This window comes from Stenotrophomonas sp. T8, assembly GCF_051853085.1.
GTDB lineage: Bacteria > Pseudomonadota > Gammaproteobacteria > Xanthomonadales > Xanthomonadaceae > Stenotrophomonas > Stenotrophomonas sepilia.
In genome coordinates this window covers 3,264,068-3,281,033 of the sequence record NZ_CP195329.1, presented here as the reverse complement: position 1 = coordinate 3,281,033, position 16,966 = coordinate 3,264,068, and the positions used below count along the sequence as shown (strand labels likewise).

Annotated in this window: 11 protein-coding genes and 1 riboswitch; of the genes, 5 read left to right on the top strand and 6 right to left on the bottom strand. The window is 66.6% G+C overall.

Annotation, left to right across the window (positions count from 1 at the left end; genetic code table 11):
- Positions 1-9: 9 nt before the first annotated feature.
- From ACSDHM_RS15225 to ilvC, 5 genes are all read right to left on the bottom strand, one after another.
- Complete coding sequence (locus ACSDHM_RS15225; protein WP_188240625.1) at positions 10-1,599, bottom strand: 2-isopropylmalate synthase; 1,590 nt, start codon at positions 1,597-1,599, stop codon at positions 10-12.
- Complete coding sequence (locus tag ACSDHM_RS15220; protein WP_053499063.1) at positions 1,596-2,687, bottom strand: threonine dehydratase; 1,092 nt, start codon at positions 2,685-2,687, stop codon at positions 1,596-1,598. The genes ACSDHM_RS15225 and ACSDHM_RS15220 overlap by 4 nt, the downstream gene beginning before the upstream one ends.
- A 96-nt stretch (positions 2,688-2,783) precedes the next feature.
- Positions 2,784-3,035, bottom strand: a complete 252-nt coding sequence (locus ACSDHM_RS15215) for an ACT domain-containing protein (RefSeq protein ID WP_005419108.1) — start codon at positions 3,033-3,035, stop codon at positions 2,784-2,786.
- Positions 3,019-4,755: an acetolactate synthase 2 catalytic subunit gene (ilvG, locus tag ACSDHM_RS15210; protein ID WP_069139240.1), complete on the bottom strand. Its 1,737-nt coding sequence runs from the start codon at positions 4,753-4,755 to the stop codon at positions 3,019-3,021. Before ilvG ends, ACSDHM_RS15215 begins: the two co-directional genes overlap by 17 nt.
- 39 nt (positions 4,756-4,794) lie before the next feature.
- Positions 4,795-5,769: a ketol-acid reductoisomerase gene (gene ilvC, locus ACSDHM_RS15205; protein ID WP_252744848.1), complete on the bottom strand. Its 975-nt coding sequence runs from the start codon at positions 5,767-5,769 to the stop codon at positions 4,795-4,797.
- 671 nt (positions 5,770-6,440) lie between these two features.
- Here ilvC and ggt point away from each other — a divergent pair.
- Positions 6,441-8,159, top strand: coding sequence for a gamma-glutamyltransferase (gene ggt / locus ACSDHM_RS15200; RefSeq protein WP_353080350.1), 1,719 nt, complete (start codon positions 6,441-6,443; stop codon positions 8,157-8,159).
- 558 nt (positions 8,160-8,717) lie between these two features.
- Here ggt and ACSDHM_RS15195 read toward each other — a convergent pair.
- Positions 8,718-10,295, bottom strand: a complete 1,578-nt coding sequence (locus ACSDHM_RS15195; protein ID WP_069139241.1) for a BCCT family transporter — start codon at positions 10,293-10,295, stop codon at positions 8,718-8,720.
- A gap of 223 nt (positions 10,296-10,518) precedes the next feature.
- Positions 10,519-10,620: riboswitch (TPP riboswitch) on the top strand.
- Positions 10,621-10,702: 82 nt separating this feature from the next.
- Here ACSDHM_RS15195 and thiC point away from each other — a divergent pair.
- The 4 genes from thiC to ACSDHM_RS15175 all read left to right on the top strand — a co-directional run bounded on the left by thiC (position 10,703) and on the right by ACSDHM_RS15175 (position 16,948).
- Complete coding sequence (gene thiC / locus ACSDHM_RS15190; protein ID WP_072168417.1) at positions 10,703-12,547, top strand: phosphomethylpyrimidine synthase ThiC; 1,845 nt, start codon at positions 10,703-10,705, stop codon at positions 12,545-12,547.
- A 136-nt stretch (positions 12,548-12,683) separates the two neighbouring features.
- On the top strand, positions 12,684-13,355 hold the full coding sequence (locus tag ACSDHM_RS15185; RefSeq protein WP_188240630.1) for an ion channel: 672 nt from the start codon (positions 12,684-12,686) through the stop codon (positions 13,353-13,355).
- A gap of 259 nt (positions 13,356-13,614) precedes the next feature.
- Positions 13,615-15,933 carry a winged helix-turn-helix domain-containing protein gene (locus ACSDHM_RS15180; protein WP_111008261.1) on the top strand — a complete coding sequence of 773 codons (2,319 nt, stop codon included), beginning with the start codon at positions 13,615-13,617 and terminating at the stop codon, positions 15,931-15,933.
- Between the two features lie 115 nt (positions 15,934-16,048).
- On the top strand, positions 16,049-16,948 hold the full coding sequence (locus ACSDHM_RS15175) for a helix-turn-helix transcriptional regulator (RefSeq protein ID WP_053497516.1): 900 nt from the start codon (positions 16,049-16,051) through the stop codon (positions 16,946-16,948).
- Positions 16,949-16,966 lie beyond the last annotated feature (18 nt).

Sequence of the window (16,966 nt, the reverse complement as noted above, 5' to 3'; positions counted from 1 at the left end):
TCGGGTTCCTCAGGCGGTTGCGGGGGTGGGAACGTCGGTGCTGCTGTGGGCGGCGGCGTGGCGCTGGCGCAGCAGGCGGTTGGCCACGTCCAGCCAGGCCAGCGCGGAGGCTTCGATGATGTCCTTGCTGGTGCCGGTGCCGTCGTACTCCACGCCGTCGTGGCGCACGCTCAGGTTGGCCTCGCCGCGCGCATCGGCGCCGATGCCCACGCTGTGCACGTGGTAGCTGTCCAGCATCAGCTGTACGCCGGTGGCGGCCGACAGCGCGCCGAACAGCGCATCGACCGGGCCGTCGCCCTGCGCGGTCTCGGCCACGCGGTTGCCGTCGGGGTCGGACAGTTCCACCAGCGCGTTGGCGCGGCTGCCGACATCGCTGATGGTCATCGACGCCAGGCGGTAGCCCTGTGCGTTGGAGCCGCCGCCCTGCATCAGCGCCTGCAGGTCGGCATCGGTCACCACGCGCTGCTGTTCGCACAGGCCCTTGAACTGCTCGAACACCAGCTTCAGTTCGTCTTCGTCCAGCCAGAAGCCCAGCGCGCGCAGCCTCGCTTCGACGGCGGCGCGGCCACTGTGGCGGCCCAGCACCATCTGCGAATCCTCCCAGCCCACGTCTTCCGGGCGCATGATTTCGTAGGTGCCGCGATGGCGCAGCATACCGTGCTGGTGGATGCCCGATTCGTGGGCGAAGGCATTGGCGCCGACGATGGCCTTGTTGCGCTGCACCGGCATGCCGACCAGGCGCTGCAGCAGCTGCGAAGTGCCGACGATGCGCGGGGTGTTGATCGAACTGTCCTGCTCGTAGAAGGCCTGGCGTACCTTCAGCACCATCGCGATCTCTTCCAGCGAACAGTTGCCGGCACGCTCGCCGATGCCGTTGATGGTGCACTCGACCTGGCGCGCGCCGCCTTCGATGGCGGCCAGCGAGTTGGCCACGGCCAGGCCCAGGTCGTTGTGGCAATGCGCGCTGAAGATCACGTTGGCGGCATTCGGCACATCGGCGACGCCGGCGATGACCTGCTGGAACATCGCGCGGATCTCTTCCGGCGTGGTGAAGCCGACGGTGTCGGGCAGGTTGATGGTGGTGGCGCCGGCGGCAATGGCCACGCGCGAGACTTCGATCAGGTAGTCCAGCTCGGTGCGGGTGGCATCCTCGGCCGAGAATTCGACATCGTCGATGTACGAGCGTGCCAGCGATACATGCTTGCGTACCGATTCCAGCACCTGCTCGCGGGTCATCCGCAGCTTGTGTTCGCGGTGCAGCGGGCTGGTGGACAGAAACACGTGCAGGCGCGGGTTGGCCGCAGCTTCCAGGGCACGCGCCGAGGTTTCGATATCGGCCTGCAGGCAGCGCGACAGCACGGCCAGGCTCAGGCTCGGGCGGCGCAGCTCACGGCCGATCAGGGCCATCGCCTCGCGGTCGGACTGCGAGCTGGCCGGGAAGCCGGTCTCGATGATGTCCACGCCCAGTTCGTCCAGCGCACGCGCCATCACCAGCTTCTGCGGCGGGCTCATGCTGCAGCCGGGGGACTGCTCGCCGTCACGCAGGGTGGTGTCGAAGATGCGGATGCGCGGGGTGGTAATTCGTTCGATGGTGGTCACAGGGAAATCTCCTCGACAGCGGGTGCGGCGGCTTGCAGGGGGGAAGGGGAAGAGGTGGGGGACGCGAGGGCGCTGGCCTTGCCGGGCGAGCGTGGGGTTTCACTACGCCGTCGCCGTGGTTTGCGCGGCGGGCGCGGCCGGATGTCGGTGAGCAGGCCGGCCAGGACACCCGCATCGATATTCCCGCCGGACACCACCGCGCACTTGCGGCGGCCAGCGACACGGCGGCCGGCTGCCAGCGCCAGCGCACCGGCGCCCTCGGCGATGATGTGTTCTTCCAGTGCCAGCCGGACCAGGGTTTCACGCAGTTCGGCTTCGCGCACGATCACCACGTCGTCCAGCAGCGAGGTGCACAGGCGTCGGGTCAGGAATCCAGGGATCTTCACCCGCACGCCGTCGGCCAGCGAGGCGACGGGGGCGATCTCGCGCACGTCGCCGCGGATGGCGCGCGCCATTGAGTCAACGCCTTCCACCTGGGCGCCGATCACGCGCACGCCCTGTGATTTCAGCGCCAGTGCAACGCCTGAGGCCAGTCCGCCACCACCGATCGGCACGATCACCACGTCCGGCGCGTGCGCGGCCAGCTCGATGCCGACCGTACCCTGGCCAGCAATCACATCGGCGTCGTCGAACGCGGACAGGAAGCGGTAGCCATGGCGCTGTGCCAGTTCGACGGCGAAGGCGTAGGCCTCGTCATAGCTGGTGCCATGCTGGCGCACGGTGGCGCCCCAGTGAGCGACGCCGGCGATCTTGGTGGCCGGTGCGCCATGCGGCATCACGGTGATGGCCGGGACGTCCAGGCGGTAGGCCGCCCACGCCACGCCCTGGGCATGGTTGCCGGCCGAGGCGCAGATCACCGGCCGGGTATCGCCGCGCTCGCGGCCGGCCAGCAGCGCGTTCAACGCGCCGCGCACCTTGTAGGACCCGGTGCGCTGCAGGTTCTCCAGCTTCAGCCAGGTGCCGAAGCGCTCGGCATGGTGCAGCGGGGTAGGCGGCAGGAAGCGGCGCAGCCGGGCCTGCGCCGCCAGTACGTCGGCGACGCTTACGTCGCCGACATCGCTTTCCTGGCTGGCATCAGCGGCCGGCATGGGCCACCAGCGGGGTGCAGGCGACCGCCGCATGCGGGCACGGGCGGCGAAGAAGACGCCTCCGTACCGGCACCGTGGTCACTACGGTACGGGTGTTCATACGGATGCTCCTTCCACGGCGGTGACCTGCACGGACACGCAGTCGTAGATCTTCTCGATCTGCCGGCACAGCGTTTCCGCCGGGCGCTGGCCATCCACCACCAGCTGCAGGTGCCAGCGGCCATCGTCGGCGGCCACCGGCGCACCGCTGATCGCACGCGGCGCGAAGCCACGGCGCTCGGCCATGCCGATCACGCGCAACAGCGCGCCTTCGGCCGGGTGCAGCACCAGGTCAAGCCGGTAGTGCATTGGGGATCTCCTGGCGGGCATGGGCGGGGTTGCTTTCCAGCATCGTGCTGTTGGCGGTGTTCGGTGGCACCAGCGGCCATACGTTGGCGCGTGCATCGATGGCCACGTGCAGCAGTGCCGGGCCGGGTTCGGCCAGCAGCGCGGCCAGGCCACCCTCGACGTCATCCCGCGCGTCGATGCGGGTGGCGGAAATGCCGAACACCTGCGCCAGCGCCACGAAGTCCGGGTTGTCGGACAGGTCGATCTCGCTGTAGCGCTCGGCGAAGAACAGCTCCTGCCACTGCCGCACCATGCCCAGCGAACTGTTGTCCAGCAGCACGATCTTCACCGGCAGGCGGCAGCGGGCAATGGTGGCCAGCTCCTGCACGTTCATCATGAAGCTGCCGTCGCCGGACACCAGCACCACGGTGCGATCGGGGCAGGCGAACTGCGCACCCATCGCGGCCGGCAGGCCAAAGCCCATGGTGCCCAGCGCGCCACTGGTCAGGTGATTGCGCGGGTGGTTGAAGCGGCAGTGCTGGGCCACCCACATCTGGTGCTGGCCAACGTCGCAGGCGATCACCGCATCGGCCGGGGCCAGCTCGCTCAGGCGCTTCAGCAGGGCCGGCGCGTAGATGTGCTGGCCCGGTGCGTCGTAGCGCGCGGCGAAGCGATCGCGATGCTGCGCACAGCGCTTGCGCCACGCCTCCTGGTGGGCCTTGGGCGAGGGGAAGGCCGCACGCAGGGCGCGGATGGCATGGCCGACATTGCCGGGCACGGCGACATCGGCACTGCGCAGCTTGGAGATCTCGTACGCATCGGCATCGATGTGGACGACACGGGCGAACGGTGCGAACTCCGCCAGCTTGCCGGTGGCACGGTCGTCGAAGCGTGCGCCCAGCACCAGCAGCAGGTCGCTTTCCTGCACCGCCATGTTGGCCGCGCGGGTGCCGTGCATGCCCAGCATGCCCAGCGACTGCGGATGGCTGGCCGGCAGTGCACCCAGGCCGCGCAGCGTCATCACGGTGGGGATGGCACTGGCCTCGACGAAGTCGCGCAGGTCCTGTACGGCGTCGCCCAGGGCGATGCCACCGCCGGCGTAGACCACCGGCTTCTCGGCCGCGGCCAGCGCGGCAATGGCCTCGGCAATGGCGGCCTCGGCCGGCGCCGGCGGTGGTTCGACGCTGCTGGGCGCATGCGCCGGCAGATGGCTGGCGTCGGCCAGCTGCACGTCCTTGGGCAGGTCGATCAGCACCGGGCCGGGGCGACCTTCGCGGGCGATCCGGAACGCATCGGCCACCACGCGCGGCAGGTCATCGACGCTGCGAACCAGCCAGCTGTGCTTGACGATCGGCATCGTCAGGCCGAACACATCCAGTTCCTGGAAGGCGTCGGTGCCCAGCAGCGGCGTGCCGACCTGGCCGGTGATGCAGACCATCGGTACCGAATCCAGCATCGCATCGGCGATGCCGGTGACCAGGTTCGACGCGCCCGGGCCGGAGGTGGCCACGCAGACGCCCACCTGGTTGCTGGCGCGGGCGAAACCGTTGGCGGCCAGCGCCGCGCCCTGCTCATGGCGTACCAGGATGTGCTTCAGCGACGAATCCACCAGCGCGTCGTAGAACGGCATGATGGTGCCGCCGGGATAGCCGAACAGCGTGCGGACGCCTTCGGCCTCCAGCGCCTGGGTCAGCCAGCGCGCGCCGTTGGGCGGCGCGCTGCGGTGTGTGGAAGAGTTCATGGGGGAACCTTGCAAAGCGGGTGGGGGAGGGCCGCGCGGTTACGCGGCCTGTCCTTGCAACCAGACCATCTTGGCGCGCAGTTCCTTGCCCACCTTCTCGATCGGGTGCTCCAGGTCGGCCTGCTTGAACCTGTTGTAGTTCGGCAGGCCCGCTTCGTACTCGGCCACCCAGTTCTTGGTGAAGGTGCCGTCCTGGATGTCCTTCAGCACTTCCTTCATGCGCGCCTTGGTGCTGGCGTCGATCACGCGCGGGCCGCTGACGTAGTCGCCGTACTGCGCGGTCTCGGAGATGAATTCCAGCATGCGCGAGATGCCGCCTTCATAGAACAGGTCGACGATCAGCTTCAGCTCGTGCAGTACTTCGTAGTAGGCGATCTCCGGCTGGTAGCCGGCTTCCACCAGGGTCTCGAAACCGGCCTGCACCAGCGCCGACGCACCACCACACAGCACCGCCTGCTCGCCGAACAGATCGGTCTCGGTCTCTTCCTTGAAGGTGGTCTGGATCAGGTTGGCGCGGGCACCGCCGAGGCCGGCCGCATAGGCCTGGGCATGCTGCGCGGCCTTGCCGCTGACGTCCTGGTAGACCGCCCAGATGCACGGCACGCCACGGCCGATCTCGTACTCACGGCGCACCAGCGCACCCGGGCCCTTCGGCGCGACCAGCACGACGTCCAGATCGGCGCGCGGCTCGATCATGCCGTAGTGCACGTTCAGGCCGTGGGCGAACAGCAGGCACGCCCCCTGCTTCATGTTCGGCGCCAGCACATCGTTGTAGAGCTTCTTCTGCACCATGTCCGGGGTCAGCACGGCGACCAGGTCGGCGTCCTTCACCGCATCGGCGGGCGCCACCACGGTGAATCCATCGGCCTGGGCCTTGGCTTCGGTCGGGCCGCCCGGACGCAGGCCTACCACCACGTCGAAGCCGGATTCGCGCAGGTTCAGTGCGTGGGCGCGGCCCTGGCTGCCGTAGCCGACGACGGCGATCTTGGTCTGGGGCAGGTCGTTGGTGCTCATGGGGGAGGTTCCTTGCGGTGGGAAGAAAAAAGAACGGCCGGTCGTCGAGGTGACGTGCCGGCCGGTCAGGGGAAAGCGGTGGAGGGGGCGCCGCGCATCGCACAGGCACAGCCACCACGAGGCATGGTGCTGCAGGTCCGGGTTGTGCGATGAGCGTTGGTCATGGTGGTTGCGTCTGAAACCAGGTTCTGAAATGAAAAAACCCGCACCGGGGCGGGTGCGGGTTTTTGAAGAGTTCCGGTGTGTCTGTTGCTTACACGCTGGCTCGTCCCGCACCTGTGGGTTGGGTAATAAGTACGAGCACAAGAATCGAACGCAGCGAGGCGGCGCCGATGGCGGCGGCTTCAATGTGGGTTCGCGGTGGCGTGTTGTGATGCAACATGCGATCGAGAGAAACACAGGCGTTTTGGCGGTGTCAACCCTCACGACAGTTTTTTTATCGGTTTCCAGTGAGTCCAGCTAAATCGCTTGCGGCACAAGGATGGTTGCCGCTGAAAGTGTTTCAGTGAACCCGAATTCACTCTTTTCAGAGCGGTTTTTGCGCGGAATCCGGCGGCTTTCTGGCTTCCTCCGCATCTAACCCAGGATCAACGTCCATGACCTCTGCCCGATACCGTAGGAAGGTCGCAGCGGCGAAGATCAGGCGATCAGCCTTCCACCGGAACCCGACCGTGTCCCGACGCCTTGCCCGCTCCCTGCTCGCCGCCGCCGTGCTGGCTGCCGTGCCTGCACTGTCCATCGCCGCCGACCGCATCACCGGCCACACCTTCGCGACCCGTTCGGAGGTGATCGCCCCCCATGCGATGGCCGCCACCTCGCAGCCGCTGGCCACCCAGATCGCGCTGGACGTGATGAAGGGCGGTGGCTCGGCGGTGGATGCCGCCATCGCGGCCAACGCAGCGCTGGGCCTGATGGAGCCCACCGGCAACGGCATCGGCGGCGACCTGTTCGCCATCGTCTGGGACCCGAAGACGCAGAAGCTCTATGGCTACAACGGCTCGGGGCGCTCGCCGAAATCGCTCACCCTGGCCGAGTTCCAGCGCCGCGGCCTGAAGGACATCCCGGCCACCGGCCCGCTGCCGGTGTCTGTGCCCGGTGCGGTCGACGGCTGGTTCGCCCTGCACGATCGCTTCGGCCGCAAGCCGATGGCCGACAACCTGGCGCCGGCCATCCGTTACGCCCGCGAAGGGCACCCGGTGGCCGAGGTGATTGCCTACTACTGGGATCGCTCGGTGCCGAAGCTGTCGCAGTACCCGGGCTTCAAGGAGCAGTTCACGATCAACGGCCATGCTCCACGCAAGGGCGAGATGTGGAAGAACCCGAACCTGGCCAGCACCCTGCAGAAGATCGCCGACGGCGGGCGCGACGCCTTCTACAAGGGCGAGATCGCCCGCACCATCGGTGACTACTTCAAGGCCAACGGTGGCTACCTGAGCTACCAGGACATGGCCGAGCACCACGGTGAATGGGTCGAGCCGGTCAGCAGCAACTACCGTGGCTACGACGTCTGGGAGCTGCCACCCAACAGCCAGGGCATCGCTGCGCTTCAGATCCTCAACGTGCTGGAAGGCTACGATTTCTCGAAGATCCCGTTCGGCTCACCCGAGCACGTGCACCTGTTCGTCGAAGCGAAGAAGCTGGCCTTCGCCGACCGTGCGCGCTTCTACGCCGACATGGCATTCCAGCCGGCGCCGGTGCAGAAGCTGATCTCCAAGGAGTACGCCGCGCAGCGCCGGGCGCTGATCTCGATGGACAAGGCCTTGAAGGAAGTGCAGCCAGGCACACCGAAGCAGCTGGAGGAAGGCGACACGATCTACATGACCGTGGCCGACGCCGACGGCATGATGGTCTCGTTGATCCAGTCCAATTACCGCGGCATGGGCAGCGGCATGGCGCCGCCGGGGTTGGGCTTCATCCTGCAGGACCGCGGCGAGATGTTCGTGCTGCAGAAGAACCATCCCAACGGATACGCACCGGGCAAGCGCCCCTTCCAGACGATCATTCCGGGGTTCATCACCAAGGGTGGCAAGCCGTATGCCAGCTTCGGCGTGATGGGCGGTGCGATGCAACCGCAGGGCCATGCGCAGATCGTGATGAACCTGGTGGACTTCGGCATGAACCTGCAGGAAGCCGGTGACGCACCGCGCATCCAGCATGAAGGCTCGACCGAGCCGACCGGCCAGGCCACGGCGATGACCGACGGTGGTGAAGTGAATCTGGAAACCGGCTTCCCATATGAAACAGTGCGTGCGCTGATGCGCAAGGGGCATCGCATCGTGTTCGCAGATGGGCCGTATGGCGGTTACCAGGCGATCATGCGCGATCCCGAGACCGGGGTTTACTACGGGGCTTCGGAGAGCCGAAAGGATGGGCAGGCGGCGGGGTACTGAGGTTTACCGGCCACCGGGCTGAGCCCCCTCGCGGCTGAGCGCTGGAGCAGGTTCATGCGCTGGGGCGTGCGGGTGGGAGTGTCGGGGGACGCCGTAAATACGTCCTTGTAGGCTTAGCCGCGCCATCCATGGCGCGGATACCCCCGCCACTCCCACCCGCACGCCCCCCGAAAATTTCCGTGCGCGTCAGCCACGGAAGAGAAGGAAGAAGATCAAGAGCAAAGGCAACAGCAACAGCCGCGCGCTGTGGGTTGGGGTCGGATCCGTTTTCCGAAGGAAAACGGATCCGACCCCTTCTTGTTTTCCGATACACCTGATCCACGCATGGCGTGGATCTACTGCCGTCACTGGGAGATCGTCGGAGGCGGGGAGGGGGCAGATGGCGGGACCGTCCACGGCATGGATGCCGTGGCCGAGCCTACAGGGACGTACTTGCGGCGTGTCCCGCCATCTGCCCCCTCCCCGTCAAGCAAGCAGAAGCCCAGAGCCGCCTTGGCTTCTGCACTTGCACTTGCACTTGCTTGAAAAAGCGGTGCAGCCGCAGGCTGCAAAACACCCTCAATCCTGATCGTGCGCGCGTGCGGCCTCGGCCTGCGTCTCCTCCTGCGCCGCCATCTCGCGTGCGATCCACGCATCGATCATGTGCCGCTGGCGCTGCGCCTGCCGTCGCTCACGCGTGTACTCCTGGTCGAGCACGCGGTACAGCGACACCATCACCAGCACCATCAGCAGCGCGAATGGCAACGCCGCAATCGTGATCATGCCCTGCAGTGCATCCAGGCCACCGGCCAGCAGCAACGCCGCTGCGATCAACGCCACCGCGATGCCCCAGGCCAGCTTGCGCTTCAACGGAGGATCGCCTGCTTCGTCAGTGGACATGCTGGCCAGAACCAGTACCGCCGAGTCGGCCGAAGTTACGAAGAAGATCATCAGCAGTACCAGTGCGATGCACGACAGCAGCAACGGCAGCGGCATGCTGTCGAACAGCGTGAACAGCACCGTCTCGTAGCCATTGCCCAGCGCCTGCACCAGGTCGGCATGGCCGAAGATCTGTGCCCACAGCGCGGTGCCGCCGAACACCGCGAACCAGAAGAAGCCCAGCAGCGTCGGCGCGAGCACTACGCCAATCACGAACTCGCGCACGCTGCGGCCGCGCGAGATGCGTGCGATGAATGAGCCCACGAACGGTGCCCACGAGATCCACCAGGCCCAGTAGAAGATTGTCCAGTCCGCCACCCAGGTGCTGCCGGAGAACGGTGACATGCGCAGGCTCATTGTCACCAGCTGGTTGAGGTAGGAGCCCAGCGTGGTGGTGAATGTATCGAAGATGAAGCCGGTCGGCCCCAGCACGAGCAGGATGGCTGCCAGCAGGGCAGCCAACGCCAGGTTGAAATTGGACAGCCACTTCACACCCCGCTCCACGCCACTGGCGGTGGACGCCATATACAGCACGAAGGCGACGGCAATGATGGTCATCTGCACTGGGACGGTAGCCTGCACGCCGAACACGCGCTCGATGCCGGCGGCGATCTGGATGGTGCCGAAGCCCAGCGTCGTCGCGACACCGATCGCGGTGGCGACCACTGCAGCGATGTTGACCACCCGACCGATCCAGCCGCGATGGTGGCGGCCGATGATCGGCTGCAGCATGTCGCTGACCAGGCCACGGCCGTTGCGGTTGAACTGGAACCAGGCCATTGCCAGCCCGATCAGCGCGTAGATGGCCCACGGGTGCAGGCCCCAGTGGAAGAATGCATAGCGCATCGAGGCGCGTGCCGCGTCCAGGCTTTGCGGAGCAAGCCCTTCCGGTGGCTTGCTGAAGTGCGAAATGGGCTCGGCGGCGCCCCAGAACACCAGGCCGATGCCCATGCCGGCGGCGAACAGCATCGACATCCAGCTGGCCCGCGAGAACTCCGGCTCGGCGTCTTCGCCGCCGATGCGCAGGTTGCCGAAGCGACCGAAGGCCAGGTACATCAGGAATACCAGGGCCAGGAACACGACCAGCAGGTACAGCCAGCCGATGCCGCGGATGAGCTCGCCGAGGATGCTCTGCACCACGGTATTGAAGGGGCCGGGTGCAATACCGGCAAGCAGCACCAGCATCAGAACCAGTGCGATGGAAACACGAAACACCATGAAGGAGCTTCTCCGATCAAGGGATTGAGGGGAGCGAGCAGAGCTTGCAGCGAAGGGCCGGCGGTATACAGCGGAACCGGGCAGGGGCCGCAGGGGCGGCAAGGGAAGCACCGGTCGCAGCGACACGATGCGCGTGCACGTTACTGAACGGGACGTCATGATTCCGTTAACGAACGGCGATTGGGGGCAACTCCGGAGGCGGGCGGTCTATGCTCTAATGCACGCCAAGAAGCGGGGGTACCGCGGCCATGTGGCCACGGTTGAGACAGTCCCTTGGAACCTGATCCGGCTCATACCGGCGTAGGGAAGCTTTGCAATGCAGCCATTCCCGGACTCCGCCCAAGGACCGTCCGGGCGCGGTCGCAGTGCGCCGCCGCTTCGTCCCTGACCTTCCTGGACGATGCCCGATGAACGCACAGCTCTCCGCCCTGCAGCAACAGGCCCAGCAACTCTCCGAATCCGTGACCCGGCCCATTCCCGGCTCACGCAAGATCCACGTGCCCGGTTCGCGCCCGGATCTGCAGGTGCCGATGCGGGAGATCGCGTTGACCCGCACCCCGACGCTGTTCGGCGGCGAAGAGAATGCACCGGTCACGGTCTACGACACGTCCGGCCCCTACACCGATCCGGGCGTGCGTATCGATCTGTCCGCCGGCCTGCCGGCACTGCGTCGCGGCTGGGTGGAGGAACGTGGCGATACCGAGCAGCTCGAAGGCCTGAGTTCGTCGTTCGGGCGTGATCGCGAGCATGACCCGAAGCTTGATGCCGTGCGCTTCCCCGCGCGCAGCCTGCCGCGTCGTGCACGGGCAGGCGCGAACGTCACCCAGATGCACTACGCGCGCCGCGGCATCATCACCCCGGAAATGGAGTTCGTTGCCATCCGCGAGAACCAGCGGCTGGAAGCGATCCGCGATGCGGGCCTGCTGCAGCAGCATCCGGGCGAGGCGTTCGGCGCCTCGATCCAGAAGATCATCACCCCGGAGTTCGTGCGGGATGAAATCGCGCGCGGCCGCGCGGTGCTGCCCAACAACATCAACCATCCGGAAAGCGAGCCGATGATCATCGGCCGCAACTTCCTTACCAAGATCAACGCCAACATCGGCAACAGCGCCGTATCTTCCGGCATCGCCGAGGAAGTGGAAAAGCTGGTGTGGGCGATCCGTTGGGGCGGCGACACGGTGATGGATCTGTCCACCGGCAAGCACATCCATGAGACCCGTGAATGGATCATCCGCAACTCGCCGGTGGCCATTGGTACCGTGCCGATCTACCAGGCGCTGGAAAAGGTTGATGGCCGCGCCGAGGCACTGACCTGGGAAATCTTCCGCGACACCCTGATCGAGCAGGCCGAGCAGGGCGTGGACTACTTCACCATCCACGCCGGCGTACTGCTGCGCTACGTGCCGCTCACCGCCAAGCGGGTGACCGGCATCGTCAGCCGCGGGGGCTCGATCATGGCCAAGTGGTGCCTGGCGCATCACAAGGAGAATTTCCTCTACACGCATTTCGAAGAGATCTGCGAAATCATGAAGGCCTACGACGTGACCTTCTCGCTGGGCGATGGCCTGCGCCCGGGTTGCATCGCCGATGCCAACGACGCCGCGCAGTTCGGTGAGTTGGAAACGCTGGGCGAGCTGACGAAGATTGCCTGGAAGCACGACGTGCAGACCATGATCGAGGGCCCCGGCCACGTGCCGATGCAGCTGATCAAGGAGAACATGGACAAGCAGCTGCGTGAGTGCGGCGAGGCGCCGTTCTATACGCTGGGGCCGTTGACCACCGATATCGCACCGGGCTACGACCACATCACCAGCGCGATCGGCGCGGCGATGATCGGCTGGTTCGGCACGGCCATGCTCTGCTACGTGACGCCGAAGGAGCACCTCGGCCTGCCTAACCGCCAGGACGTGCGCGACGGCATCATGGCTTACCGTATTGCCGCGCACGCGGCCGACCTGGCCAAGGGCCACCCGGGTGCGCAGGTGCGTGACAACGCGCTGAGCAAGGCGCGTTTCGAGTTCCGCTGGGAGGACCAGTTCCATCTCGGGCTGGATCCGGAGAAGGCCAAGGAGTTCCATGACGAGACGCTGCCGAAGGATGCGCACAAGCTGGCCCACTTCTGCTCGATGTGCGGCCCGCACTTCTGTTCGATGAAGATCACCCAGGATGTGCGTGACTACGCCGAGGCCGGCATGAAGGAGAAGTCGGAGGAGTTCCGCGCGGCTGGCGCAGAGGTCTACCACCAGGGATGACGAGTAGCCGGGTGCCGGCCGCTGGCCGGCAGCCGGTTGTGCGGGGGCCGGGAAGCGTGCTGGCCAGCGGCCGGCACCACCGCTCATCGCGCCTCTCCCGGCTATGCTCCGCGCATCACCCTGGGGAAAGGACACCATGCCTGTTGCCATGACCACCCGTTGGCTGGCCATCGCCCGCCGTCATCCTTCGGCCTGGCTGCTGGGTGCCCAGTTGATCGCGGTGCTGCTGTACCCCGCGCTGGATGACACCGCTGCCGGCCGCGCGGCGCTGGGCATGTTCGGCATGGCGGTACTGGGCCTGGCGCTGTGGGTGGTGCAGCGCAGCCCGCTGGGCACCTGGCTGGCACTGGTGCTGGCCCTCCCGTCGGTGGTGTTCTCGCTGGCCGGTGCATTGCTCGACCGCAGCGCATTGCTGACCACCGCGCAGTTGCTGGAGAGCCTGCTGTACTTCTACACGGCCGGCGCGCTGATCGCCTACATGCTCCAGGACCACAAGGTCACCCGCGACGAACTGTTCGCCGCAGGCGCGACATTCACCTTGCTTGCATGGGCATTTGCGTTCGCATTCGCGGTATGCCAGCAGTGGTACCCGGGCAGCTTCCAGGGCACCGGCGGAGGCGCGCAGCGCAGTTGGATGGAGCTGCTTTATCTCAGCTTCAGCTTGCTGTCTGGCGTCGGCTTGAGTGACGTCGTGCCGTTGCATCCACAGGCACGCGCACTGGTCATGCTGGAGCAGTTTTCCGGCGTGATGTACGTGGCTTTGGTGGTTTCGCGGCTGGTCGGATTGACCATGTTGCGGCGCATGTGAAAATGAACGCCAGATAAAAATTTCGCGCCCGAAAGGGCGCGAATGATGTCGCAAATTATGTGAATGCGTCGGCGAGAGAGAGCCTGATGTCGACCACGCGATAGGCGAGGTAACTTGCATAGGCTAGTATTCGCGCGCTCGATTGTTTTTGCGGTATGCGCCGATGCTTTGTGCGGAGTCTGGCTTTTCGCTGTTCCCAGGACGGGGCGGTATCGAAGGCAAACACTGCCCGGGACCTGTCTCTACTGTGTAGCAGAAAATGAACAGCAGCGAAATCCAGCCCCCGGTATCCGATCGGATACGGATAGGAGAGTGCACCGTCACTCTGTCCTCGCGCGAAGTCGAGGTCGTCGGTGCGCGTCGCCCGCGCCGGCTGACGCCGAAGGCGCTGGGCGTGCTGCGCGTGCTGCTGCGGCAGCCGGGCCGCGTTGTCACCCGCGACGAGTTGTTCGCCGAGGTATGGCCGGACACGCTGCCGACCAACGATGTGCTGACCCAGGCCGTCACCCAGCTGCGCAAGGCGTTCAGCAACGACGACGACAACGGCCAGGCCTACATCGAAACCATCGCCAAGACAGGCTATCGGCTTCTGGTCCCGGTGCAGGTGCTGGACGATGCCGAGCCCGTGGCCGCAGGCGTCCGCGACGACGAAGGCATGACCGCGCAGCCGGTGACCACTGCTGCGTTGCCTGCGCATCCACAGGCAGCGCGCCGCCGCTGGCGCCATATCCGTCGGCGCGTGCTGCTGGCGCTGGGCGTGTTGATGCTGGCCACGCTGCTGGTGTTGACCACGCTGCTGCTGCGCCGTGCACCGGCCGGCAGTTCGCCGGTGGAGGCTGCCGTGGAGAACGGTACGCGGGTGATCGGCAGCCCGCAGCGGCCGTATCGGTTGATCACCGCGACCAGCGGCTTTGAAACCTATCCCACGCTGTCACCGGACGGTTCGCTGGTGGCCTATGAGGGCGCCAACGAGGATGGCAACGGCGGTGGCGCGATCAAGCTGCAGACCTCCGGCAACGCGCCGGCGCGCCAGTTGCTGGCGCCACCAGCCGGTGCCGTCGATCGCTTCCCGAACTGGTCGCCGGATGGCCGCGAAATCGCCTTCGCGCGATTCTCCGCCGACGGCGGGTGCCAGGTACTGATCGCCAGCGCCACCGGTGGCGCGCTGCGCCAGGCCACACGCTGCGATGGCACGGAGCTGCTCAGCTTCGACTGGACGCCGGATGGGCGTGGCCTGGTGTTCGGCAGCATGGTCGGTCGCTACGCGCACCGTGGCATCCGCGTGCTGGACCTGGCCAGTGGCCAGTGGCGCGCGCTGGCCTACAGCGTCGATCAGGATGACTTCGACTACGCACCGCGTTATTCGCCTGATGGGCAATGGCTGGTGTTCGTGCGCAACCCGCAGCTGGGTGATCTGTGGCGGGTGCCAGCCGCGGGCGGTACGCCCGAGCAGTTGACCGATGAAGCGGCAGAGCTGCGCGGCTGGGCCTGGCTGGACGATGGCCGAACCATCGTGTTCGGCCGCCGTGTCGATAGCGAGGCGCGGCTCTATTACCTGGACGTCGAGCGGCACACGTTGCGCGATGCCGGCCTGGATGATGCGCAGTGGCCAGCGGTGTCGCGACGCGGTGGCATGCTGGCGTTCGTCCACCGGCGCGCGCAGTTCGGCGTGTTCAAGGTGCCGATGCAGGGCAGCGGCACGCCCGAGCGCCTGTTCGCCTCCAGTGGCCGCGATGGGCAGCCGATGGCAGCGCCTGATGGCCGCCAGCTGGTCTTCACCTCCGATCGTTCCGGCAGCTTCGCCCTGTGGTGGGCGGACATGCAGCGACCGGATTCGCTGCGTCCCATCGAAGGGCTGCGGCCGGAGGCGCGGCAGGCGCCGGACTGGTCGGCCGACAGCCGGCAGTTGCTCGTGGTTGGCCGCGATGCGCATGGGCGCACGGTGCTCTATGAAATCGCGCCACGCGATGAACGCCTGCAACCCTTGCCGGTTCCGGCCGAACAGCCGTTGCAGGCACTGTATGGCGCCTCGCCGCAGCAGCTGTTTGTGGTCGAGCGCGATGCCGACCAGCGCACGCGGTTGAGCCTGTTCGATCGCAGCGTCCAGCCCTGGCGCCGCTTGGCCAGCATCGATGGGGTGTCGCAGGCGCGCTTTGACCGGAGCAGTGGCCGCGTGTTGTTCACCCGCTTGGCCGCCGGAGGCCTGTGGTCGGCGGATGCCGCGTTGTCCCCGGCCAGTGTGCAGCAGATCAGCGATGACCGGCCCAGCCGCTGGCGATACCGGGCCTGGACCGTGACCGGCAACAACGGCATCGGCTACCTCGGTACCTCGACCACGTGTGGCACCACCTTCGTGCGCATCCAGCCCGGCCGCGAGGAGGCGGAACGCTGCCTGGACGCAGAACGGCTCAGCGCCGGCAACGGGCTCAGTGCCAGCGCCGACGGAAAGGACCTGTTCGTGGCGATGGCGGTCAGCGATGGCGCTGACATCGGCGTGATGCGGTTGCCCGAACGCCCGCCTGCACTGTTCCCCGCATTCTCCAAGTTGTTGTTGTTCAAGGGAAATGGGCCTTCGTAATTTCTTCGTCGGGATCTCGTCGCGAATTCGTGGCGATCTCGTCGGACCTTCCTGACGCGGTGCCGCCTGATTTGGCAAAACGGAGTCCTGTACTAGGCAAATCCGTGGTGCCCCCATGCGTCAACTCTCGCTGGCCGATCGCGGCCAAACTGTTTCCCTGGACCGGTCGCTCGACGACGTCGCACCGACCTGCCTGGGCGTGGCCCGGCTGGGCAGCCTGCAGACCGCCGGCTCCAGCTTCACTGTCTGGATGCAGGTGCGTGGCAGCTCGTGGGTCGAGGCCAAGGAAGGGCGCTTCCGCCTGCGCCAGGGCGAGTGGATCGCCTTCGAGAAGGAATCGCGGCCGCTGGTGCAGGCCGGTCGCAACGGGTTGTGCGTCGGCCTGAACCTGAACATCGAAGCGCTTCGCGTGCTGACCGAGATGGCCGACTGCGGCCTGTATGCAGGTCGTGGCCGGATGAACCGTACTGATGCCCGCGTGGCGCTGCGCCTGTGGCGCGATGCGCTGGCCAGCGGCCAGCCGGCGCAGGCCCTGCGCCCGCTGCTGCTGCACCTCGCGGGCCTGCAGCGTGGCCTGGCCGACAACGTGCAGCGCTGCCCGGGCCGCTCGCGCAGCCGCAAGCGCCAGGTGTTCGGCCGCATGCAGCGCGCGCGCCTCTATCTGGAAGGCAACAGCCACCGGGTGGTGCGCATCGGCGAACTGGCCGAGCTGACCAACTTCTCCAGCTGGTACCTGTCCAAGACCTTCCAGAGCCTGTACGAGGAAAGCCCGCAGTCGCTTTCGGCACGACTGCGCCTCGAACGCGCCGCTGATCTGCTGCGCGACACCGACATGATGGTGGGCGAGGTCGCTGCCGCCAGCGGTTTCGACAACTGCTGCAGCTTCGCGCGTGCGTTCCGCGCCCGCTACGGCCAGTCCGCATCGCGCTTCAGGGAGAACGGCGGCTTGCTCCCGCCACAATCCGCAAAGTCTCCGGTTGGTTCGCGCAAATACAGCGCTGCAACGCAATCGTAACGTGCTGGGGTGTTTTAA

Coding starts and splice junctions, on each gene's coding strand:
- thiC (WP_072168417.1), top strand. CDS start 10,703: ATGAACGCACAGCTCTCCGCCCTGCAGCAACAGGCCCAGCAACTCTCC.
- ACSDHM_RS15175 (WP_053497516.1), top strand. CDS start 16,049: ATGCGTCAACTCTCGCTGGCCGATCGCGGCCAAACTGTTTCCCTGGAC.
- ACSDHM_RS15180 (WP_111008261.1), top strand. CDS start 13,615: ATGAACAGCAGCGAAATCCAGCCCCCGGTATCCGATCGGATACGGATA.
- ACSDHM_RS15195 (WP_069139241.1), bottom strand. CDS start 10,295: ATGGTGTTTCGTGTTTCCATCGCACTGGTTCTGATGCTGGTGCTGCTT.
- ACSDHM_RS15215 (WP_005419108.1), bottom strand. CDS start 3,035: ATGCACTACCGGCTTGACCTGGTGCTGCACCCGGCCGAAGGCGCGCTG.
- ilvC (WP_252744848.1), bottom strand. CDS start 5,769: ATGAGCACCAACGACCTGCCCCAGACCAAGATCGCCGTCGTCGGCTAC.
- ilvG (WP_069139240.1), bottom strand. CDS start 4,755: ATGAACTCTTCCACACACCGCAGCGCGCCGCCCAACGGCGCGCGCTGG.
- ACSDHM_RS15220 (WP_053499063.1), bottom strand. CDS start 2,687: ATGCCGGCCGCTGATGCCAGCCAGGAAAGCGATGTCGGCGACGTAAGC.
- ACSDHM_RS15185 (WP_188240630.1), top strand. CDS start 12,684: ATGCCTGTTGCCATGACCACCCGTTGGCTGGCCATCGCCCGCCGTCAT.